This is a genomic window from Pseudomonas sp. Van50, from assembly GCF_055390755.1.
In genome coordinates, this window is record NZ_AP024343.1 from 332,060 (window position 1) to 354,016 (window position 21,957).

Genomic DNA, 21,957 nt, shown 5'->3' on the forward strand with positions numbered 1-21,957 from the left:
CGTAGGCTAGCGTAGGAAACATGCCGTTGAGCCCTGCGATTAGTCCTTAGCTGCCTATTCATGTTTAACTTGAACGTTCATTCAAGTTAAACCGTCGGTTTGCTGCCCGCTCACAATAAGGAGGCTTGCTTTTGCCGAGTCCGTTTTCGACCCTCGCCGTTTCGCTGCCCGGGGTGCCTCGCCCATGAGTGCTTCGTCCCTGCCACCCAGCGGCCTGGTCCGCATGAACCCGCCGGTGTTTTACTTCGCCGCGACCTTCATCCTGCTGTTCGGTCTGGTGGTGATTGCCATGCCCGCCCAGGCCGGTGCCTGGTTGCTGGCCGCGCAGAACTGGGCGGCCAATACGGTCGGCTGGTACTACATGCTCGCGATGACGCTGTATCTGGTCTTCGTGGTGGTCACCGCCTTGTCCGGCTACGGCAAGATCAAGCTCGGTGCCGACCACGACGAGCCCGAATTCAGCTATCTGTCCTGGGCCGGCATGCTGTTTGCCGCCGGCATCAGCATCACGCTGTTTTTCTTCTGCGTTTCCGAGCCGCTGACCCATATGGTGCAGCCGCCCCAAGGCCAGGCCGGTACCGCCGAGGCGGCGCGCCAGGCCATGCAGATCCTGTTCTTGCATTGGGGCCTGCACGGCTGGGGCGTCTTTGCGTTCGTCGGCATGGCCTTGGCATATTTCGCCTACCGGCACAATTTGCCGCTGGCCCTGCGTTCGGCGCTGTACCCGCTGATCGGCAAGCGCATCAATGGCCCCATCGGCTACGCCGTGGACGGTTTCGGCATTATCGCGACGGTGTTCGGCCTCGGCGCGGACATGGGTTTCGGTGTGCTGCACCTCAATTCCGGGCTCGACTACCTGTTCGGCATTGCTCACACCCAGTGGATTCAAGTTGGTTTGATCGTGCTGATGATGGGCGCGGCGATCATCGTCGCGGTGGCCGGTGTCGACAAGGGCGTGCGGGTCATGTCCGACATCAACATGCTGCTGGCCTGTGCGTTGTTGCTGTTCGTGCTGTTCGCTGGGCCCACCCAGCATTTGCTCAATACGTTGATCCAGAACATCGGCGATTACCTCGGCGCCTTGCCGATGAAAAGTTTCGACCTGTACGCCTACAACAAGCCCAGCGACTGGCTGGGCGGCTGGACGGTGTTCTACTGGGCCTGGTGGATCGCGTGGTCGCCGTTCGTGGGCCTGTTCATCGCGCGGATTTCCCGTGGCCGCACCATCCGCGAATTCGTGTTTGGCGTGCTGCTGATCCCCCTGGGTTTCACCCTGGCGTGGATGTCGATCTTCGGCAACAGCGCCATCGACCAAGTGCTGAACCACGGCATGAGTGCCCTGGGCATGTCCGCCCTGGAAAACCCGTCGATGAGCCTTTACCTGCTGCTGGAAACCTACCCGTGGAGCAAGACCGTCATCGCGGTCACCGTGTTCATCAGCTTCGTGTTCTTCGTCACGTCCGCTGACTCGGGCACCGTGGTGCTTTCGACGCTGTCCGCCAAGGGCGGCAATCCCGATGAGGATGGACCGAAATGGCTGCGGGTGTTCTGGGGCGCGATGACGGCCCTGGTGACCAGTGCGTTGTTGTTCTCCGGCAGCATCGATGCCTTGAAGTCGGCGGTGGTGCTGACGTCCTTGCCGTTCTCACTGATTCTGCTGTTGATGATGTGGGGCCTGCACAAGGCGTTTTACCTGGAGTCCCAGAAGCAGATCGCGCAATTGCATTCCCTGGCGCCGGTGTCGGGATCGCGCCGGGGCACGGGCGGCTGGCGTCAGCGCTTGAGCCAGGCGGTGCATTTCCCCTCCCGTGACGAGGTGTACCGTTTCCTCGATACCACGGTACGCCCGGCCATTGAAGAGGTGACCGCGGTGTTCGTCGAGAAGGGGCTGACGGTGGTGACCCAGCCCGACCCGGCCAACGACAGCGTCAGCTTGGAGATCGGTCACGGCGAGCAGCATCCGTTCATCTACCAGGTGCAGATGCGTGGCTACTTCACCCCGTCCTTCGCCCGCGGCGGCATGGGCTCGAAGGAGCTCAACAACCGGCGCTACTACCGTGCCGAGGTGCACTTGAGCGAAGGCAGCCAGGATTACGACCTGGTGGGCTACACCAAGGAGCAAATCATCAACGACATCCTCGACCAGTACGAGCGGCACCTGCAGTTCCTGCATTTGGTGCGCTGAGCGAGGCCGTAGGTTTTCCATCTTTACCGGCCTCATCGCGAGCAAGCTCGCTCCCACAGGGGCAAGTGATTCCTTCTTGGTGGGCCGCTGACTCCCTTGTGGGAGCGAGCTTGCTCGCGATAGCGGTTTGCCGGACCCCGCCGGGCGAAGCTTCAGACAAGCCCGCCATTGGCCCGCAGGACCTGCCCATTCACCCAGCCAGCGGCCGGGCTCACCAGGAACGCGATGATGCTGGCAATGTCCTGCGGCTGGCCGAGGCGTTCCAGGGGCGGCATCTTGGCGTAGTGCTGCACCTGTTCTTCGCTCTTGCCGTGCATGAACAGTTCGGTGGCGACCGGGCCGGGAGCCACGGCATTGACCGTGATCTGGCGACCGCGCAGTTCCTTGGCGAATACCTGGGTCAGGGATTCCACCGCCGCCTTGCTGGCGATGTACACCGAGTAGCCGGGCAGGTTCAGGCCTACGGTGCTGCTGGAAAAATTCACGATCCGGCCACCGTCGTTCAGGCGGGTCGCGGCTTCGCGCAAGGTGTTGAAGGTGCCACGGGTGTTGATGGCGAACGTCTGCTCGAACAGCTCGTCGCTGTGTTGCGCCAGGGGCATGACCTGGAGGATGCCGGCGTTGTTGATCAACACATCGACCTTGCCCAGTTTCGCTTCGGTTTCATCGAACATCCGCCGCACATCGGCGGAAGAGGACACGTCTGCCTTGACCGCTATGGCTTGGTGGCCGGCCTGGCGCAGTTGAACCACCAGTTTCGAGGCTTCGGTGGCGCTGTTGGCGTAATTGATGACCACGGCAAAACCTTCGCTGGCCAATTGCTTGGCAATCTCTGCTCCGATGCCGCGGGAGGCGCCGGTCACGATGGCAACTTTCGAGTTTTGAACAGTCATGTGAGATTCCTTTGAGGTTGAAGTGTCTTGATTCGTTGAAACCAGATTCACATGTTTACTCTTGGCGATAAATGCCCGAGAGTTGCCTTGACTGTTCAATATTTTCCAACAATCAAGGCACGGGGTTCAGATGGACCAGGTCAAGGCGATGAGGGTATTTGTCCGCATATACGAGCGCAGCAGCTTCACCCTGGCCGCTGAAGACTTGAATATGCCCCGGGCCACGCTGACCCATACGCTCAATCAATTCGAAGCCTGGCTGGGCATTCGTTTGCTGGAGCGCAGCACCCGCAAGGTGCGCCCGACCCTCGACGGCGAGGCCTACTACCCGCGCTGCGTGCAATTGCTGGCGGAGCTTGAAGAGGCCGAACTGGCGTTTCGCGGCGTGGCGCCCAAAGGCAAACTCAGAGTAGACCTGCACGGCACCCAGGCGCGGTACTTCGTGATTCCGGCGTTGCCGCAATTCATGGCCCGCTACCCCGAAATAGAACTGTTCATCAGCGAGGCGGATCGTTTCGTCGACCTGATTGCCGAGGGCGTCGATTGCGTGCTGCGCTCCGGTACGCTGGCGGATTCGTCATTGATCGGCCGCCGTGTCGCCAATCTTCGCCAGATCACCTGTGCCAGCCCCGGTTACCTGCGCCAGTATGGCGAGCCGAAGAGCCTCGATGACTTGAAGCATCACAGGGCGGTGAATTACGTCTCGCGGACCACCGCCAAACTCTATCCGTTCGAGTTCATGGTCGATGGCGAACTCCATGAGGTGCCGATCGGGGGCTCGTTGTCGGTGTCCGGCGCCGAGATCTACGCCGCCTCGGCCATCGCCGGCATGGGCCTGATCCAATGCCCGCATTACCGAATGGAAGAACCGATCCGGCAGGGAATGATCCAGGAAGTCCTCACCGCCTACCCGCCGCCTTCCATGCCGGTGTCGGTGCTCTATCCCCACAACCGACACATGTCGCCACGGGTTCGCGTATTCGTGGATTGGGTGACGGAGGTGTTTGCGCAGGCGCGTTAGTGGGGCCCGTGGTTATCGCTGGCCTTGTGGGAGCGAGCTTGCTCGCGATGAGGCCTTTGCCAATCGATATTTTCGTTGGCTGATCCACCGCTATCGCGAGCAAGCTCGCTCCCACCCTATTGCGAACTTTCAACCTGACCGAGGCGTCTGTGAAATGTTAGCTTCTGACACCAGCCGTCCGAACAGAGAGCCTTTTCGATGACCTACACCGCTGCGCAAAACCGCTACGATTCCATTCCTTACCGCCGCGTCGGTCGCAGCGGGTTGGTGCTGCCGGCGTTGTCGCTGGGGTTGTGGCATAACTTTGGCGACAGTACGCCCATCGACACCCAGCGTGCCTTGCTGCGCACGGCGTTCGACCTGGGCATCAACCACTTCGACCTGGCCAACAACTACGGCCCGCCCTACGGCAGCGCGGAGATCAATTTTGGCCGGTTGCTGAGCGAAGACTTCAAGCAGTACCGCGATGAGTTGATCATCTCCAGCAAGGCCGGTTGGGACATGTGGCCGGGACCTTACGGCCAGGGCGGCGGTTCGCGCAAATATGTGCTGGCCAGCCTCGACCAGAGCCTGCAACGCCTGGGGCTGGACTATGTGGATATCTTCTATTCCCACCGCTTCGACCCCGATACGCCACTGGAAGAAACCGCCAGTGCACTGGCCACTGCGGTGCAGCAGGGCAAGGCGTTGTACATCGGCATTTCCTCGTATTCCGGGGTGAAGACCCGGGAAATGGCGGCGCTGCTCAAGGAATGGAAAGTCCCGCTGCTGATCCACCAGCCGGCCTACAACCTGCTCAACCGCTGGGTGGAAAAAGACCTGCTGGACGCCACCGACGAATTGGGTACCGGTGTGATTGCCTTCACCCCACTGGCCCAAGGGCTGCTGACCGACAAGTACCTCAAGGGCGTTCCGGCCGATGCGCGGGTGAATCGTCCGGGGGTGGCTCGTTGCAGGCTTCGCACTTGTCGCAGGAGAACCTCGCCCACGTGCGCGCCCTCAATGAGATCGCCCAGCGTCGTGGCCAGAGCCTGGCGCAAATGGCCCTGGCCTGGACCTTGCGCGATCCCCGGGTCACCTCCGCCCTGATCGGCGCCAGCCGGCCGGAGCAGATCATCGAGAACGTCGGAGCCTTGCAGAACCTGAACTTCAGCGCCGAAGAGCTGGCCGAGATCGACCGGTTTGCCCAGGAAGGCGGGATCAATCTTTGGGAAAAGCCTTCGTCAGCTGAGTAACACAACCCCCTGTGGCGAGGGAGCTTGCTCCCGCTGGGCTGTAGGAGCTGTCGAGCGAAGCGAGGCTGCGATCTTTCCGCCGATGCTTGAGTCTCAAGCGAAAGATCAAAAGATCGCAGCCTTCGGCAGCTCCTACAGCGCAGTCGAGCGGGAGCAAGCTCCCTCGCCACAAGTGAGTGGTGGGTTCAGCGAAAAAACGGCACATCCCCCAACACCGTCGCCCGGTGCATCACCCGCCGGGCCGGGCGGTAGTCGTCCACGGCGAAATGCTGGGTCACACGGTTATCCCAAAACGCCACGTCGTTGACCTGCCAGCGCCAGCGCAGGGTGAACTCCGGGCGGGTGGCGTGGGCGAACAGCAGTTTCAGGATCGCCTCGCTTTCGCTTTCCGACAGCTCGTTGATCCGTGTCGTGAAGCCTTCATTGACGAACAGTGAACGACGCCCGCTCACCGGATGGGTGCGGATCACCGGATGGGACAGCGGCGGGTTTTTCCGCCGTGCCTCTTCCCAGCGCGCCAGGTCTTCGGCGGTGTTGCCAAAGCGCTCCAAGGGAAAGGACCGGGTGAAATCGTGGGTCGCCGTCAGGCCTTCCAGCAAGCGTTTCAACGGTGTCGACAAGGCTTCATAGGCGGCGATACCACTGGCCCACAATGTATCGCCACCCACCGCCGGCAACAGCTTGGCGCTGAGCACCGCGCCGAGGGCTGGCGTCGGCAGAAAGGTCACGTCGGTGTGCCACACGGCGTTGTCGCGGACATCGGTGACGGCGGTGTCGAGCACCAATACTTCAGGCTGCTCCGGCACGTTGGGGTAGATCGGATGAATGTGCAGGTCGCCAAAATACCCGGCGAAACGCGCCTGCTGTGGCGGTTCGATCGGCTGGTCGCGGAAAAACAGCACCTGGTGTTCGAGCAGCGCCTGCTCGAGGGTGTCGCGGTCGGCCAGGCTCAGCGGCTGGCGGATATCGATTCCTTCGATCTGCGCGCCGAGGGCGGTGCTCAGAGGCGTAATGGTCGGGCGGTTCATCGCAGTGTTCTCGGTCTGGGCGCCGAATGGTCGGCGTGGTCATTGGGTATCAATGGGTCTGGCCGTGCCACGGCACCAGTTTGCGTTGCAGGGCGCGCAGGCCCATTTCCATGGCGAAGGCAATCAGCGCGATCACCAGGATTCCCAGCACCACCACATCGGTGACCAGGAACTGCGCCGCGGACTGCACCATGAATCCCAGGCCGCTGGTGGCGGCGATCAGTTCGGCGGCCACCAGTGTCGACCAGCCCACGCCCAGGCCAATGCGGATACCGGTGAGAATGTCCGGCAGGGCACTGGGCACGATTACATGGCGAATCAACTGTGCCCGCGTGGCGCCCAACGATTGCGCCGCGCGCAGCTTGGCCCGGTCGACGGTGCGCACGCCGGTGGCGGTGGCAATGGCAATCGGGGCGAAGATCGCCAGGTAGATCAGCAGCACCTTCGACAACTCGCCGATGCCGCACCAGATCACGATCAATGGCAGGTACGCCAACGGTGGAATCGGCCGGTAGAACTCGATCAACGGATCGAGCACACCGCGGGCGATGCGGTTGGCGCCGATGGCGATGCCCACTGGCACCGCCGTCAGCACCGCGAACAACAGGCCCAGGCCGATGCGTTCAAGGCTGGCGGCCAAGTGTTGCCAGAGGGTGGAGTCCATGTAGCCTTGGGTCGCCAGCAGCCAGCCTTTTTGCAGTACGGCCGAGGGCGGGGGCAGGAACAGCGGTTCGATCAGGCCGCTGGCGGTGACGGCCCACCAGGCTGCCAGCAACGCGATCAGGGTCAAGCCGCTGATCCAACGCGTACTCAGGTGGGGCCTCAAACCGCTGGCCGCGGGCCGGGTCGTCGCGTCACGGACCCCGGCGGGAATTTCGTAGCTGCTCATGCGCGCTCCTGGGGTCGAGTGGCGCTGCGTTGGGAAAACACTTTGGCGAGCACATGCTCGCGGGTTTCGATGAAGCGCGGGTCGGACTTGATCGACCGTGCCGATTCCCCGGCCCCGTAGCGCTGGCCGAAATCCAAGCTCAGGCGTTCGACGATCTGCCCCGGGTTCGGTGCCAGCAGAATCAAGTCCGTGGCGAGGAAGACGGCTTCTTCAATGTCATGGGTGATCAGGAACACCGGCTTGGCGGTGCGCTGCCAGACCTGCAGCAACAGTTCCTGCATCTGCTCGCGGGTGAAGGCGTCCAGCGCGCCGAACGGTTCGTCCATCAACAGCACACGCGGGTCGGCCGCCAACGCCCGGGCCAGGCCGACGCGTTGTTTCTGGCCGCCGGAGAGCTGCCAGACGCGGCGTTGCTCGAAACCGGCCAGGTCCACCAGGGCAAGCATTTCCCGGGCGCGAGCCTCGCGTTTTTCCTTGGGGACGCCGGCCAGTTCCAGGCCGAACCCAACGTTTGCCAGCACGTCTTGCCACGGCAGCAGCGCATCGTCCTGGAACACCACGCCGCGTTCGGCGCTCGGGCCCTTGACCGGCGTGCCGTCGAGGGTGATCTGCCCGGCGCTGGGCTCGACGAACCCGGCAATCAGGTTCAACAGCGATGTCTTGCCACTGCCGGATGGACCGAGGGCAACCAGCAACTGCTTCGGCCCCAGGGTCAGGGAAATATCCGCCAGCACCGGTTCCGCTGCGCCGGGGTACTGTGCGCTGATGCGCTCCAGTTGTAGCAAGGCCATCGCATGTCTCCTTTTTTTGATCAGCGAGTGATGTATTTGGCGCTGACGTAAGGCGCGTAGTCCGGCAGCACGGCTTCGACTTTGCCTTGCTCCTTGAGGAACGCCGCGGTATCGGTGATGGCTTGGGTGGTCGGTGCGCCGAGGCTCACGACCTGATCGGCCGCCAGGGGAAAGACGTTGCCTTGCAGCAACAACGGGATATCGCTGGCCTTGGCACCGGAGAGCTTCGCCAGTTTGTCGACGTTGGACGCATCGGCCAGCCAGGCTTGTGGGTCCTTGCGGTACTGGGCGTAGGCGTCCAGGGTCACTTTGGCGAAGGCGGTGACGATTTCAGGGTGCTTCTGGGCGAAGTCCTTGCGCACGATCCAGGCGTCGAACGTCGGTGCGCCGAACTTGGCCAGCTCCGCGGAGGTGATCAGCACCTTGCCGTTTTCCTTGGCCACACCCAGGGCTGGGTCCCAGACGTAGGTGGCGTCGATGTCGCCACGCTTCCAGGCGGCGATGATGGCCGGTGGCGCCAGGTTGAGCACGGTGACTTTCGACGGGTCGATGTTCCAGTGCTTCAACGCGGCGAGCAGGCTGTAGTGACCGGTGGACACGAACGGCACGGCGATCTTCTTGCCGATCAGGTCTTGCGGGGAATTAATGCCGGAGCCGTCACGAACCACCAAGGCCTCGGCGGCGCCGATCTGGGTGGCGATGAGGAAGGTTTCCACCGGGACCTTGCGGGTGATGGCCGCGGTCAACGGGCTGGACCCGAGGTAGCCGATCTGCACATCGCCCGAAGCGATGGCGGTGATGACGTCGGCACCGTTGTCGAACTTGCGCCAGTTGATCTTGGCTTGGGTGGCTTTTTCGTAGGCGCCATCGGCCTGGGCGACTTTGGCCGGGTCGACGGTGGTCTGGTAAGCGACGGTCAGGTCGGCTGCCTGGGCAAAAAGACTCGTGGCTGCCAGGGAGGCGGCCGCGAGAAGGCGAAGGGGGAAACGCAAAGACATGGAAAATCTCCTCAACAGGCCGCCGGACGTTCGGCGTTCGAGGAGACTAAATGATCTAAGAATTCAAAAATAAATAACTTTTTCGAATTAGCTTATTTGCGAAAAAAACATCCGGAAATGACTGAGGCCTCCGTGGCGAGGGAGCTTGCTCCCGCTGGACTGCGCAGCAGGCCCCATTTCACGACTGCTGCGCAGCCGAGCGGGAGCAAGCTCCCTCGCCACAAGAGTATCCCCGCCAAGGCGGGCTGATCAGTTACTGATCGCCAGGATGCTTGCCTGGTAAGAACCCACGAACACATCGAAATCCCCCACCTCGTTCTGTTCCAGCTCAGCTTGCTGGACCAGCGACTCGCGTGCGGTCTCTTCGAATGTCGCTTGTTCCTGGGCAGGCAACGGCTCGGCGCGGAAGAATTCGGCGTGGGCCTTGCTTTGGCGCAGGGAGAATTGGGCGAAGCTTTCCTGGTGTTCGGCCATGGCGGCCAGCACCTGGGCGGAAGGCGTCAGGGACGGATCACGGACTTTCGCCAATTGCGCGTCCAGTGCCTGGCGATGGGCATCGCCACCCTGGCTCTGGTCGAGCAGCGCGGCCAGCGGAGCGATTTTTTCCAGCAATTCCACGGCCCAGGCCTGCATGTCCACCGCTTGACCCTGGCGCTGCAATTGCAGGCCTGGCTTGCGACCTTCCTTGACCACGGTCAGGAAGTTGCTCGTGGCGTTGCCGCATTCGTTGTTTTCCAGCTGCGGGCTGTCATTGAGGCCGCAATACAGCAGGAACGCATCGAGGAACCGTGCTTCGGTGAGGTCGATGCCCATCGGCAGGAACGGGTTGATGTCCAGGCAGCGCACTTCGACGTACTGGATCCCCCGGGCCATCAAGGCCTGGATCGGTCGCTCGCCGGTGTAGGTCACGCGCTTGGGACGGATGTTGGAGTAGTACTCGTTTTCGATCTGCAAGATGTTGGTATTGAGCTGCACCCACTCGCCGTTCTGGTGAGTGCCGACTTCGACGTACGGCGCGTAGGGCGTCGCCACCGCTTTGCGCAGGCTGTCGGTGTAGCTCGCCAGGTCGTTGTAGCATGGCGTGAGGCCGGCCTGGGCGTTGCTCTGGTAACCCAGGTCGCTCATGCGCAGGCTGGTGGCGTAGGGCAGGTACAAGGTGTCCGGGTCCAGTTGTTCCAACTGGTGCGGACGGCCCCGCAGGAAACCGACGTCCAGGGCCGGCGAGGCACCGAACAGGTACATCAGCAACCAGCTGTAGCGGCGGAAATTACGGATCAGCGCGATGTAGGCTGACGATTGGAAGTCCCGGTCGCTCACCTCGGCGGCTTCGTTCTGACGGAGCAGCGGCCAGAGCTTTTCCGGCAGGGAAAAGTTGTAGTGGATCCCGGCGATGCATTGCATGGTCTTGCCGTAGCGCAGGGCCAGGCCCTTGCGATAGACGTACTTGAGCTGGCCGATATTCGAGGTGCCGTAGTAGGCGATCGGAATCTCTTCTTCGGCCGGCAGTGGGCACGGCATCGACGGGCTCCACAAGTACTCGTCACCCAGTTTGCTGTAGGCAAACCGGTGGATCTTGTCGAGGCTGCGCAAGGTATCGGCCGGGTTGGCCAGGGCCGGCGTGATGAACTCCAGCAGCGACTCGGAATAGTCGGTAGTGATCTGTTCGTTGGTCAGCGCCGAACCCAGGGCCTTGGGGTGCGGAGTCTGCGCCAGGCGCCCATCGTCCGTGACACGCAGGCATTCACGCTCGATGCCGTGCAGGCACTGTTCGAGCAGGGAGAGGTTGGCGCGCTCGCCGAGCAAGGCCAGGCGGCGGTTTAAAAGGTCGCTCAAGTTGAATTCCTTCACGCGTCAGTCGCCCCAATATGGGGGTGGGCAAGACGGTCTACAAGGGTGAAGTTAAAACTGGCGTTTTCGCCTGGTTTTCGTGCCAAAAGCTAGCCACCGCAACCCCACTGTGGGAGCGAGCTTGCTCGCGATGGCGGTGGATCAGCAACGTTGATCTTGACTGACCCTCCGTTATCGCGAGCAAGCTCGCTCCCACAGGAAAGCCCGACACTGCATTCATGGCGTCGAAATTAACTCAAATCGATGACAGGGAGCTATAGGACAGCGAACGTGCCTTGCGCTTTTGCGACCAGTTTGTCGCCTTGCATCACCTCGGCCTCGACCACCAGCGTGCGCCGGCCCGGGTGGATGACCCGGGCAGTGCACAGCACTTCGCCGTCGGACACGGCGCGAATGTAGTTGATCTTGCATTCGATGGTCGCGCTTTGCTGGTCAAAGCCATGGACACTGGAGCAGGCCAGGCCCATGGCGATGTCCACCAGGCTGAACAGTGCGCCGCCGTGCAGCTTGCCGCCGCGGTTGCGCAACGGCGGCTCAAGGCCCAGGGCGACTTGCGCCACCCCGTCCCCCAGGCTCTGCAAGCGGCAGCCGAGCAGCTTGAAAAAGGCGCTTTCCACCAACCCGGCCGGCACGTCCATCAGCGCTTCTTCAACTGCTTGGCGTTGGCGAACAGCGAAGCCATGGCGTTGTTCGCCGGGGCCGCGGTGGCGGTTTCCTTGCGCGGCGCGGTGTTCTGCGACTGACGCGGGGTCGAGCCAGGGCGAGCACCGCGGGCACCGTCGACTTTCTCGCCCGGTGTGTCGCTCATGCGCATCGACAGGCCGACGCGTTTGCGCGGGATGTCGACTTCCATGACCTTCACTTTCACCACATCGCCAGCCTTCACCGCTTCGCGCGGGTCCTTGATGAACTTCTCGGACAACGCCGAAATGTGCACCAGGCCGTCCTGGTGCACGCCGATGTCGACAAAGGCACCGAAGTTGGTGACGTTGGTCACCACGCCTTCGAGGATCATGCCCGGTTGCAGGTCCTTGAGGTCTTCGACGCCGTCCTGGAACTCGGCGGTCTTGAACTCGGGACGCGGGTCGCGGCCCGGTTTTTCCAGTTCCTGGAGGATGTCGGTGACGGTGGGCAGGCCGAAGGTTTCGTCGGTGAATTTCTTCGGGTCCAGGCGCTTGAGGAATGCGGCATCACCGATCAGCGAACGAATGTCGCGGTCAGTCTGGGCGGCAATGCGTTGCACCAGCGGGTAGGCTTCGGGGTGGACGGCCGACGAATCCAGCGGGTTGTCGCCGTTCATGACCCGCAGGAAGCCGGCGGCCTGTTCGAAGGTTTTTTCACCCAGGCGTGGGACTTTCTTCAACGCGGCGCGGGTCTTGAACGCGCCATGTTCGTCACGGTGGGTGACGATGTTCTGCGCCAGCGTGGCATTCAGGCCGGAGATCCGCGCCAGCAGCGCCACCGAAGCGGTGTTCACGTCCACACCCACGGCGTTCACGCAATCTTCCACCACGGCGTCCAGGCCACGGGCCAGTTTCAGTTGGGAAACGTCGTGCTGGTACTGGCCGACACCGATGGATTTGGGGTCGATCTTCACCAGCTCCGCCAGTGGATCCTGCAGGCGACGGGCGATGGACACCGCGCCACGGATCGACACATCCAGGTCGGGGAATTCCTTGGAAGCCAGTTCCGACGCCGAGTAAACCGAAGCGCCGGCCTCGGAGACCATGACCTTGGTCATTTTCATGGCTGGGTATTTCTTGATCAGTTCGGCGGCCAGTTTGTCGGTCTCGCGGCTGGCGGTGCCGTTGCCGATGGCGATCAGGTCCACCGAATGCTTGGCGCACAGGGCGGCGAGCACGGCGAGGGTCTGGTCCCACTTGTTGTGCGGCACGTGCGGGTAGACCGTGGCGTGATCCAGCAGCTTGCCGGTGGAGTCCACCACCGCCACCTTGCAACCGGTGCGCAGGCCCGGGTCCAGGCCCAGGGTGGCACGGGGGCCGGCCGGTGCGGCCAGCAGCAGGTCGTGCAGGTTGTGGGCGAACACGTTGATCGCCTCAGTCTCGGCGTTGTCGCGCAACTCGCCCAGCAGGTCGGTTTCCAGGTGGGTGTAGAGCTTGACCTTCCAGGTCCAGCGCACCACTTCGGCCAGCCATTTGTCGGCGGCGCGGTTCTGGTTCTGGATGCCGAACTGCTGGCCGATCATGCCTTCGCACGGGTGCATGGTGCCCGGCAATTCTTCACCGACCTTCAGGGCGGAGCTGAGGATGCCTTCGTTGCGACCCCGGAAAATCGCCAGGGCGCGGTGGGACGGCATGCTCTTGAGCGGTTCGTCGTGTTCGAAGTAATCGCGGAACTTCGCGCCTTCCTCTTCCTTGCCCGCGATGACCCGGGCGCTGAGGATGGCTTCCTGTTTGAGGAAGTTGCGCAGTTTTTCCAACAGGTTGGCGTCTTCGGCGAAACGCTCCATGAGGATGTACTTGGCGCCTTCCAGCGCGGCTTTCACGTCCGCCACGCCTTTTTCGGCATCGACGAAGCGCGCAGCTTCGGTTTCCGGGGCCAGGGTCGGGTCGTTGAACAGGCCGTCGGCCAGCTCGCCGAGGCCGGCTTCCAGGGCGATCTGGCCCTTGGTGCGGCGCTTTTGCTTGTAGGGCAGGTACAAGTCTTCGAGACGAGTCTTGGTGTCGGCCAGCTTGATGTCGCGTTCGAGTTGCGGGGTCAGCTTGCCCTGCTCCTGGATGCTGGCCAGGATGCTGATGCGCCGTTCGTCGAGTTCTCGCAGGTAGCGCAGGCGCTCTTCCAGATGCCGCAGTTGGGTGTCATCGAGGCTGCCGGTCACTTCTTTCCGGTAACGGGCGATGAACGGCACCGTGGAACCTTCATCGAGTAGCGCGACGGCCGCTTCGACCTGTTGTGGGCGTACACCGAGTTCCTCGGCGATGCGGCTGTTGATGCTGTCCATAAAACCACCTGACAAATTGTGAAATCAGGCTCGCCACCACAGAAACCGGGCTCGGCGAGACTGGTTGAGCGGCCTGGCATGCGCCGCTGCCTGGGTCAAAAGGCTGCCTGTTGACCCGCGAAATTCAAAAAGTTGCCTTGCCAAGGCTGAAAAAATGGCACGCCGGGATCACGATCCGGCATTCCCTGGCACAAAAGGCCGCGCATTATAACCAGCGTTCCGTCCTGAGGGGGGACATGGTCTGTAGGCTTGATACCCGGATTTGTGGAGATAGAGGAAAAATCTGCTAACAATGCACACGGTGCGTATAACGGCAGCTAGGCCATAATGCGCGCCGAGATCAAAGGAGCTTCCTATGAGCAGCACTGCACAAACTGCTGAAGGCGAAAAAATTCTTATTGTTGACGACGATCCAGGGCTGAGCAGCCTGCTGGAACGCTTTTTCGTCAGCAAGGGCTACCGCGCCCGCACCGTACCGAACACCGAGCAAATGGATCGGTTGCTGGCCCGTGAAGTGTTCAACCTGGTCGTACTCGACCTGATGCTGCCCGGTGAAGACGGCCTGACCGCCTGCCGCCGCCTGCGCGGCGCCAACAACCAGATCCCGATCATCATGCTCACCGCCAAGGGCGACGAGCTGAGCCGTATCAAGGGCCTCGAACTGGGCGCCGACGATTACCTGGCCAAGCCGTTCAACCCCGACGAGTTGATGGCCCGCGTCAAGGCGGTACTGCGTCGCCAGTCGGCGCCGGTGCCTGGCGCGCCGGGCAGCGAAGATGAAAGCGTGACCTTCGGCGACTATGAACTGTCCCTGGCCACCCGTGAGCTCAAGCGCGGTGATGAGGTCCACATGCTCACCACCGGTGAGTTCGCCGTGCTCAAGGCCCTGGTGATGAACGCTCGCCAGCCGCTGACCCGCGACAAGCTGATGAACCTGGCCCGCGGTCGTGAATGGGATGCGCTGGAGCGCTCCATCGACGTACAGATTTCCCGCCTGCGCCGGATGATCGAGCCTGATCCTTCCAAGCCGCGGTATATCCAGACCGTCTGGGGCGTGGGTTATGTGTTCGTGCCGGATGGCGCCGCCAGCAAGTGATCGGCGATTTGTAGGAGCGGGTGGCCTGGCCGGTTGAAATGTCTTCTTCCAGGCGACTCGCGGTCTGTCATTGTGCGAGCATCGCTCGCTCCTGCAAGTGTGTAGCGGTTATTCATGAAAACCCCCGTTTGGTTCCCCCAGAGTTTCTTCTCCCGCACCCTCTGGCTGGTGCTGATCGTCGTGCTCTTTTCCAAGGCACTGACGTTGGTGTACCTGCTGATGAACGAAGACGTGCTCGTGGACCGACAGTACAGCCACGGCGTTGCCTTGACCCTGCGGGCCTATTGGGCGGCGGACGAAACCAACCGGGCGAAAATTGCCGAGGCGGCGACGCTGATCCGTGTCGTCGGTGCCGGCGTGCCGGAGGGCGAGCAGCATTGGCCCTACAGCGAGATCTATCAACGCCAGATGCAAGCCGAACTGGGCGCCGATACCGAGGTGCGATTGCGCATGCATTCGCCGCCGGCGCTTTGGGTGCGGGCTCCAAGCCTGGGGGATGGCTGGCTGAAAGTGCCGTTGTATCCGCATCCGTTGCGCGGCCAGAAAATCTGGAACGTGCTCGGCTGGTTCCTCGCCATCGGCCTGCTATCGACGGCATCGGCGTGGATCTTCGTCAGCCAGCTCAACCAACCGTTGAAGCGCCTGGTCTACGCCGCCCGCCAACTGGGCCAGGGTCGCAGCGTGCGGCTGCCCATCAGCGATACGCCCAGCGAGATGACCGAGGTCTACCGCGCCTTCAACCAGATGGCCGAGGATGTGGAACAGGCCGGGCGCGAACGCGAGCTGATGCTGGCGGGCGTCTCCCACGACCTGCGCACGCCCTTGACCCGGCTGCGGTTGTCGCTGGAATTAATGGGCGAGCACACCGACCTGACCGATGAGATGGTCCGCGACATCGAGGACATGGACGCGATTCTCGACCAGTTCCTGGCGTTCATACGCGACGGGCGTGATGAGTCCGTGGAAGAGGTGGACCTCAGCGAGTTGGTGCGGGAAGTGGTCGCGCCCTATAACCAGAACGACGAGAAAGTGCACCTGCGCCTGGAGCCGATTCAGCCGTTCCCGTTGCGCCGGGTGTCGATGAAGCGTTTGTTGAACAACCTGATCGGCAATGCCCTGAACCATGCCGGTGCCGGCGTCGAAGTGGCGGCCTATGTCTCCGGCGACACCAGCGCGCCTTACGTGGTGCTGAGCGTCATGGACCGTGGCGCCGGCATCGATCCCTCGGAGCTGGAAGCCATTTTCAACCCCTTCACCCGGGGCGATCGCGCCCGGGGTGGGAAAGGCACGGGGCTGGGCCTGGCCATCGTCAAGCGTATCGCCTCGATGCACGGCGGCAACGTCGAGCTGCGCAACCGCGCCGGTGGCGGGCTGGAGGCTCGGGTGCGGTTGCCGTTGGGGTTGATGCTGCCAAGGGATGCGGTGTAGCCATCTCTCTCAAGTAAGGCAGAGAACCTGTGGGAACCAGAGGACCTGTGGGAGCCGAGCTTGCTCGCGATGGCGGTGGATCAGTAAAGTTGATCTCGACTGGCGCACCACTATCGCGAGCAAGCTCGGCTCCCACACAAGCTCGGCTCCCACAAAGGCTCGCTCCCACAGGGTTTTGTGTTGGCTCAGCCCTTTCCTTTGGTCCGGGTCATGTTCGGCCCGCCATTTTTTTCCAGGTGCTCGATGATGATCCCCGCCACGTTCTTGCTGGTGGTGGTCTCGATGCCTTCCAGGCCCGGCGAGGAGTTGACCTCCATCACCAGTGGCCCGTGGTTGGAGCGCAGGATGTCCACGCCCGCCACGGCCAGGCCCATGACCTTTGCGGCCCGCAGGGCGGTCATGCGCTCTTCCGGGGTGATTTTGATCAGGCTGGCGCTACCACCGCGATGCAGGTTGGAGCGGAACTCACCGGGCTTGGCCTGGCGTTTCATCGAGGCAATCACTTTGTCGCCGACCACGAAGCAGCGAATGTCGGCGCCACCGGCTTCCTTGATGTATTCCTGGACCATGATGTTCTGCTTCAGGCCCATGAATGCCTCGATCACCGACTCCGCCGCCGTCGCGGTTTCACACAGGACCACCCCGATGCCCTGGGTGCCTTCCAGCACCTTGATCACCAGCGGTGCGCCGTTGACCATCGCGATCAGGTCGGGAATGTCGTCGGGCGAGTGGGCAAAACCGGTGACCGGCAGGCCGATCCCGCGCCGTGACAGCAATTGCAGCGAGCGCAGCTTGTCCCGGGAACGGGCGATGGCCACGGACTCGTTGAGGGGAAACACCCCCATCATTTCGAACTGGCGCAACACCGCGCAACCATAGAACGTCACCGATGCGCCGATGCGCGGGATCACCGCGTCGAACCCTTCCAGCGGCTTGCCACGGTAGTGGATCTGCGGCTTGTGGCTGGCGATGTTCATGTAGGCGCGCAGGGTGTCGATCACCACCATTTCATGGCCACGTTCGGTCCCGGCTTCAACCAGGCGACGAGTGGAATACAGACGCGGATTACGCGACAGCACAGCGATCTTCATGCAACACCTGTGGCAGAGGTAGTGGACACCGGGAATGCCGGCTTTTCTTGAACATATTTGGTGCCCGGATTGACCACCAGTTGGCCGTCGATCAAGGCTTTGGAACCCAGTAACAGGCGATATCGCATGGATTTGCGGCAGGCGAGGGTGAACTCGACCCGCCAGACCCGGTCACCCAGCGCCAACGTGGTGCTGATCACGTAGCGGACCTGAGCGTGGCCGTTGGAACTCTTTATGGTCTTGCGCGCCACCAGCGGGGCTTCGCAGCGGCGATGGCGCAATTGCACCACCGTGCCAAGGTGCGCCGTGAAGCGCACCCACTTTTCGCCATCGCGCTCGAACGGCTCGATGTCAGTGGCATGCAGGCTGGAGGTGCTGGCCCCGGTGTCGATTTTTGCCCGCAGGCCCACGACTCCCAGATCCGGGAGCGCCACCCACTCGCGCAGACCGACAACGGTCAAATGGTCAAAAGTCTTCAATAAAAAAACCTGCGATCAGTGCATCGGATCGTGGACTCCGCGAATCGCGGTATTCACGCAGAATAATCACAAAATGGCGACAGTTATCTACGCACTTGTGTGTGCTTGTAACCGATTCCGGCCGAAGCGATGGGTATGGCGTCGGTTTGGCGGGCATTCTATCCGTCGGGCCTGATTCGTGCGCTCGACAAAAACGGTAGTACAGTTCCGGCTAATGGCAGAAAGAGGAATTGCAGTGGCACAAAAAAAGGAAGAAGACGACAAGGTCCGTCTCGATAAATGGTTGTGGGCGGCGCGCTTCTACAAGACGCGGGCCCTGGCCAAGACCGCCATCGAAAGCGGCAAGGTCCATCACCGGGGAGAGCGCTGCAAGCCGGGCAAGGAACCCCGCATCGGCGATGAGTTTGTCATCCGCACCGGGTTCGATGAAAAGACCGTGGTGGTCGAGGCCCTGTCGATCGTGCGTCGCGGCGCACCTGAAGCGCAGGCGTTGTATCGCGAAACCGAAGCCAGCATCGCCAAGCGCGAAGCCGCCGCCGCGCAACGCAAGGCCGGCGCCCTGGGGGTCAGTACCGATGGCAAGCCGAGCAAGAAGCAGCGCCGGGACCTGTTCAAGTTTCATGGCAGCAATAACGAATAAAAAGGCTGGCGCAAGGCCCGTGGCGAGGGAGCTTGCTCCCGCTGGGCTGCGTAGCGGCCCCAAAATCTGACGGTCGCTGCGCAACCGAGCGGGAGCAAGCTCCCTCGCCACAATGACCATTCGGATTGAGTCATCGGTCTCTTCCCGTCAGGCAAACCCAAGCCTTGCTTGGAACCCACCCTGAATGCCCATAAAATGCCCGCCATCATTTGTCATCACCTCAGATACCAGATCCTATGACTGATTTACCGGATACCGACTACACCCAACGTTTCATCTTCGATGACAGCGACGCCCGTGGCGAGCTGGTGGCGTTGGAGCGTAGCTACGCCGAAGTCCTCGCCAAGCACCCCTATCCGGAGCCGGTCGCACAACTGCTCGGCGAGCTGATGGCGGCTGCGGCGTTGCTGGTGGGCACCTTGAAGTTCGATGGCTTGCTGATTCTCCAGGCGCGTTCCGAAGGTCCGGTCCCGCTGCTGATGATCGAGTGCTCCAGCGAGCGCGAGATCCGTGGCCTGGCCCGTTATCACGCCGAGCAGATCGCACCCGACGCGACCCTGGCCGACATGATGCCCAACGGCGTGCTGGCCCTGACGGTGGACCCCACCCATGGCAAGCGCTACCAGGGCATCGTCGATCTCGACGGCGCGACTCTGGCCGAGTGCTTCACCAACTACTTCGTGATGTCCCAGCAGACCAATACCCGTTTCTGGCTCTACGCCGACGGGCGGCGCGCGCGCGGTTTGCTACTGCAACAACTGCCCGCCGATCGCCTGCGCGACCCGGAGGAACGCGACGCCAGTTGGCAGCACATCACCGCTCTGGCCAGCACCCTGAGCGCCGATGAGCTGCTGAGCCTGGACAACGAAACCGTGCTGCATCGCCTCTATCACGAGGAGCAGGTACGCTTGTTCGACGGCCAGCCGTTGCGCTTCCAATGCAGCTGCTCTCGTGAACGTTCCGGCAATGCGCTGGTCAGTCTGGGTCTGGAAGATGCGCAGCAACTGGTGATCGAACATGGCGGCGCCATCGAGATCGACTGCCAGTTCTGCAACGAGCGCTACCTGTTCGACGCGGCGGACATCGCTCAATTGTTCGCCGGTGCGGGTGTCGACACACCGTCAGATACTCGACACTAAAACGGTTCAGCGCAGGTAAATCTCCTGGCAAACGCCGGATTTACGCCGTACTGACGGGAGGGCCCTACTTTTTTTGGGCTTTTCTGGCATAATCCGGCCCACTTTTTTCGGGTAGTAGTGCGCGACTTCCTACTACAAAACGTTTGGAGCACTCGGCCACGGGCCGACGGGGAATCTCATGACGCAAGCCAATAACGCCGTGTACACCGATCTGAGTGTCGATGATCTGGTCAAAGAAGCCCTGAATCGCGGTGAAGGCGAGCTTGCCGATACTGGCGCGCTGGTTGTTCGTACCGGTCATCGTACCGGTCGCTCGCCAGTCGACCGTTTCATCGTGGAAGAGCCAACCACCCAGGACGCCATCGCCTGGGGCCCGATCAACCGCAAGTTCCCGGCCGACAAGTTCGATGCCCTGTGGAACCGCGTCGAAGCCTACTTGGGCGAGCGTGAGCGTTTTGTCTCCCATGTGCATGTAGGTTCCGATCCTGCGCACTACCTGCCGGTCAAGATGACCACCGAGACGGCGTGGCACAACCTGTTCGGCCGTTGCCTGTTCATCAACCCCGAGCAATACAACGCTGGCGGCAAGGACGAGTGGCAGATCCTCAACGCGCCGAACTTCGTCTGCGAGCCTGAGCGCGACGGCACCAACTCCGACGGCACCGTGATCATCAATTTCGCGGCCAAGAAAGTGCTGATCGCCGGCATGCGCTACGCCGGTGAAATGAAGAAAGCCCTGTTCTCCGTGCAGAACTTCCTGCTGCCAGCCGTTGACGTGCTGCCGATGCACTGCGCCGCGAACATGGGCGAAGAGGGCGATGTGACCCTGTTCTTCGGCCTGTCGGGCACCGGCAAGACCACCCTGTCCGCCGATGAAAGCCGTTACCTGATCGGTGACGACGAACACGGCTGGGGCGTGGGCGTGGTCTTCAACATCGAAGGCGGCTGCTACGCCAAGTGCATCGACCTGTCCGAGAAGAACGAGCCGGTGATCTGGAAAGCCATCCAGCACGGCGCCGTACTGGAAAACGTCGTCCTGGACCCGGTCACCAAGAAAGCCGACTACGCCGACGACAGCCTGACCCAGAACAGCCGCGCTGCGTACCCCCGTGAGCTGATCGAAAAACGCGCACCGAAAAACCTCGGTGGCGAGCCAAACGCCGTGATCTTCCTGACCTGCGACCTGACCGGCGTACTGCCGCCGGTGTCGATCCTCAGCGAAGAACAAGCCGCCTACCACTTCCTGTCCGGCTACACCGCACTGGTGGGCTCGACCGAAATGGGTTCGGGCAGCGGCATCAAGTCGACCTTCTCTACCTGCTTCGGCGCCCCGTTCTTCCCGCGCCCGGCCGGTGAGTACGCAGAGCTGCTGATCAAGCGCATCCGTGGTTTCGGCTCCAAGGTCTACCTGGTCAACACCGGCTGGACCGGTGGCGGCTATGGCGTCGGCAAGCGCTTCAACATCCCGACCACCCGCGCGGTGATCGCGGCGATCCAGAGCGGCGCGCTGATCGGTGCTGAAACCGAACACCTGGACATCATCAACCTGGACGTGCCGCTGGCTGTTCCAGGCGTCGAGACTGGCCTGTTGAACCCACGCAACACCTGGGCCGACAAAGCCGCCTACGACGAAGCAGCCAAGGCATTGGCCGGTCTGTTCACCGAGAACTTCAAGAAGTTCGACGTGAGCGACGCGATCAAGGCTGCTGGGCCGCAGCTATAAGGCTTGGTTGGTGAATGAAAAAAACCGCCCATCATGGGCGGTTTTTTGTGGACGGCTATTTGAGGCGCGCCGATCAGCTAGGCCTCTTCCACTTCCCGCGTATCCCATCGCTGTGCCTTGATCGCCTTGTAAAGCATGCCGATGGTCAGTGGCAGCTTGTTCCCCCGGCCCTTGGCCCTGCGCTTTTGAAACACATCGAACCCTTCAGGCTGGAAATAGCGGTAGGCGTCGTAGTCGATGAGCTCGATGGCGAACCGCTCCTCCAGTGCCTCCATCAGGTGCCGGGCATCCGCGCCATCGCAACCCAAGTCGAGATTGATCGCAGTGCCCAGGCGAATCGTCTTGCGTTCAGGCAGGCCGATTTCTTCGTGGAGCAGCTCCATGAGTTGGCGCATGGCATGGTCATCGGGGAAGTCTGGCGCAAGGTGCATGATGAAATGTCCAGAATAAAAGAGGTGCGTCTGTACCGGTGGAAAGTTTAGGGGGAAATCGTTGCCCGTTGGAAAAAGAA

Annotated in this window: 18 protein-coding genes and 1 pseudogene; 8 read left to right on the forward strand and 11 right to left on the reverse strand. The window is 62.0% G+C overall.

All coding sequences use genetic code 11. The features are described 5' to 3' along the window. Positions 1 to 223: 223 nt before the first annotated feature. Complete coding sequence (gene betT / locus ACZ5M5_RS01415) at positions 224 to 2,185, forward strand: choline transporter BetT (protein ID WP_177431747.1); 1,962 nt, start codon at positions 224 to 226, stop codon at positions 2,183 to 2,185. A 152-nt stretch (positions 2,186 to 2,337) separates the two neighbouring features. Here betT and ACZ5M5_RS01420 read toward each other — a convergent pair whose 3' ends face one another. Beyond that, positions 2,338 to 3,078 carry an SDR family oxidoreductase gene (locus tag ACZ5M5_RS01420; RefSeq protein WP_060739682.1) on the reverse strand — a complete coding sequence of 247 codons (741 nt, stop codon included), beginning with the start codon at positions 3,076 to 3,078 and terminating at the stop codon, positions 2,338 to 2,340. 130 nt (positions 3,079 to 3,208) lie between these two features. On the opposite strand from ACZ5M5_RS01420, the gene ACZ5M5_RS01425 reads away from it, so the two are divergent. Further along, positions 3,209 to 4,099, forward strand: coding sequence for a LysR family transcriptional regulator (locus tag ACZ5M5_RS01425; protein ID WP_464738477.1), 891 nt, complete (start codon positions 3,209 to 3,211; stop codon positions 4,097 to 4,099). Between the two features lie 198 nt (positions 4,100 to 4,297). Beyond that, positions 4,298 to 5,334: pseudogene (gene mgrA / locus ACZ5M5_RS01430) on the forward strand (L-glyceraldehyde 3-phosphate reductase). A gap of 185 nt (positions 5,335 to 5,519) precedes the next feature. Here the strand turns inward: mgrA and tauD are convergent. From tauD to ACZ5M5_RS01465, 7 genes are all read right to left on the reverse strand, one after another. Then, positions 5,520 to 6,362, reverse strand: coding sequence for a taurine dioxygenase (tauD, locus tag ACZ5M5_RS01435; protein WP_060739679.1), 843 nt, complete (start codon positions 6,360 to 6,362; stop codon positions 5,520 to 5,522). A gap of 49 nt (positions 6,363 to 6,411) precedes the next feature. Then, complete coding sequence (gene tauC / locus ACZ5M5_RS01440) at positions 6,412 to 7,251, reverse strand: taurine ABC transporter permease TauC (RefSeq protein WP_464738478.1); 840 nt, start codon at positions 7,249 to 7,251, stop codon at positions 6,412 to 6,414. Then, positions 7,248 to 8,042, reverse strand: coding sequence for a taurine ABC transporter ATP-binding subunit (tauB, locus tag ACZ5M5_RS01445; protein ID WP_060739677.1), 795 nt, complete (start codon positions 8,040 to 8,042; stop codon positions 7,248 to 7,250). Before tauB ends, tauC begins: the two co-directional genes overlap by 4 nt. A 20-nt stretch (positions 8,043 to 8,062) precedes the next feature. Beyond that, the gene (gene tauA, locus ACZ5M5_RS01450; protein ID WP_464738479.1) at positions 8,063 to 9,040 is read right to left on the reverse strand and encodes a taurine ABC transporter substrate-binding protein; all 978 of its coding nucleotides are present in this window, start codon (positions 9,038 to 9,040) and stop codon (positions 8,063 to 8,065) included. Positions 9,041 to 9,289: 249 nt separating this feature from the next. Beyond that, positions 9,290 to 10,873, reverse strand: coding sequence for a glutamate--cysteine ligase (gshA, locus tag ACZ5M5_RS01455; RefSeq protein WP_060739675.1), 1,584 nt, complete (start codon positions 10,871 to 10,873; stop codon positions 9,290 to 9,292). 269 nt (positions 10,874 to 11,142) lie between these two features. Then, the gene (locus tag ACZ5M5_RS01460) at positions 11,143 to 11,526 is read right to left on the reverse strand and encodes a PaaI family thioesterase (RefSeq protein ID WP_060739674.1); all 384 of its coding nucleotides are present in this window, start codon (positions 11,524 to 11,526) and stop codon (positions 11,143 to 11,145) included. After that, positions 11,526 to 13,850, reverse strand: a complete 2,325-nt coding sequence (locus tag ACZ5M5_RS01465) for a Tex family protein (RefSeq protein WP_072409192.1) — start codon at positions 13,848 to 13,850, stop codon at positions 11,526 to 11,528. Before ACZ5M5_RS01465 ends, ACZ5M5_RS01460 begins: the two co-directional genes overlap by 1 nt. Positions 13,851 to 14,205: 355 nt before the next feature. Here ACZ5M5_RS01465 and ompR point away from each other — a divergent pair, with 355 nt between their 5' ends. Both ompR and ACZ5M5_RS01475 read left to right on the forward strand, forming a co-directional pair. After that, a complete protein-coding gene (ompR, locus tag ACZ5M5_RS01470; RefSeq protein ID WP_003196691.1) occupies positions 14,206 to 14,946 on the forward strand; it encodes an osmolarity response regulator transcription factor OmpR in 741 nt (246 codons plus the stop codon). A 114-nt stretch (positions 14,947 to 15,060) separates the two neighbouring features. Further along, the gene (locus tag ACZ5M5_RS01475) at positions 15,061 to 16,374 is read left to right on the forward strand and encodes an ATP-binding protein (RefSeq protein WP_060739672.1); all 1,314 of its coding nucleotides are present in this window, start codon (positions 15,061 to 15,063) and stop codon (positions 16,372 to 16,374) included. 185 nt (positions 16,375 to 16,559) lie between these two features. Here ACZ5M5_RS01475 and rimK read toward each other — a convergent pair whose 3' ends face one another. Both rimK and rimB read right to left on the reverse strand, forming a co-directional pair. Next, positions 16,560 to 17,465 carry a 30S ribosomal protein S6--L-glutamate ligase gene (gene rimK / locus ACZ5M5_RS01480; RefSeq protein WP_003196697.1) on the reverse strand — a complete coding sequence of 302 codons (906 nt, stop codon included), beginning with the start codon at positions 17,463 to 17,465 and terminating at the stop codon, positions 16,560 to 16,562. Then, a complete protein-coding gene (gene rimB / locus ACZ5M5_RS01485; protein ID WP_060739671.1) occupies positions 17,462 to 17,944 on the reverse strand; it encodes a retropepsin-like aspartic endopeptidase RimB in 483 nt (160 codons plus the stop codon). The genes rimK and rimB overlap by 4 nt, the downstream gene beginning before the upstream one ends. A 235-nt stretch (positions 17,945 to 18,179) precedes the next feature. Between rimB and ACZ5M5_RS01490 the strand changes: the two genes are divergently transcribed. From ACZ5M5_RS01490 to ACZ5M5_RS01500, 3 genes are all read left to right on the forward strand, one after another. Then, positions 18,180 to 18,584 carry an RNA-binding S4 domain-containing protein gene (locus ACZ5M5_RS01490; protein ID WP_060739670.1) on the forward strand — a complete coding sequence of 135 codons (405 nt, stop codon included), beginning with the start codon at positions 18,180 to 18,182 and terminating at the stop codon, positions 18,582 to 18,584. Positions 18,585 to 18,820: 236 nt separating this feature from the next. Further along, positions 18,821 to 19,723, forward strand: a complete 903-nt coding sequence (hslO, locus tag ACZ5M5_RS01495) for an Hsp33 family molecular chaperone HslO (protein ID WP_454249362.1) — start codon at positions 18,821 to 18,823, stop codon at positions 19,721 to 19,723. 178 nt (positions 19,724 to 19,901) lie between these two features. Beyond that, positions 19,902 to 21,446, forward strand: coding sequence for a phosphoenolpyruvate carboxykinase (locus tag ACZ5M5_RS01500; RefSeq protein WP_060739668.1), 1,545 nt, complete (start codon positions 19,902 to 19,904; stop codon positions 21,444 to 21,446). Positions 21,447 to 21,523: 77 nt separating this feature from the next. Here ACZ5M5_RS01500 and ACZ5M5_RS01505 read toward each other — a convergent pair whose 3' ends face one another. After that, positions 21,524 to 21,877 carry a DUF1493 family protein gene (locus ACZ5M5_RS01505; protein WP_060739667.1) on the reverse strand — a complete coding sequence of 118 codons (354 nt, stop codon included), beginning with the start codon at positions 21,875 to 21,877 and terminating at the stop codon, positions 21,524 to 21,526. Positions 21,878 to 21,957: the final 80 nt, after the last annotated feature.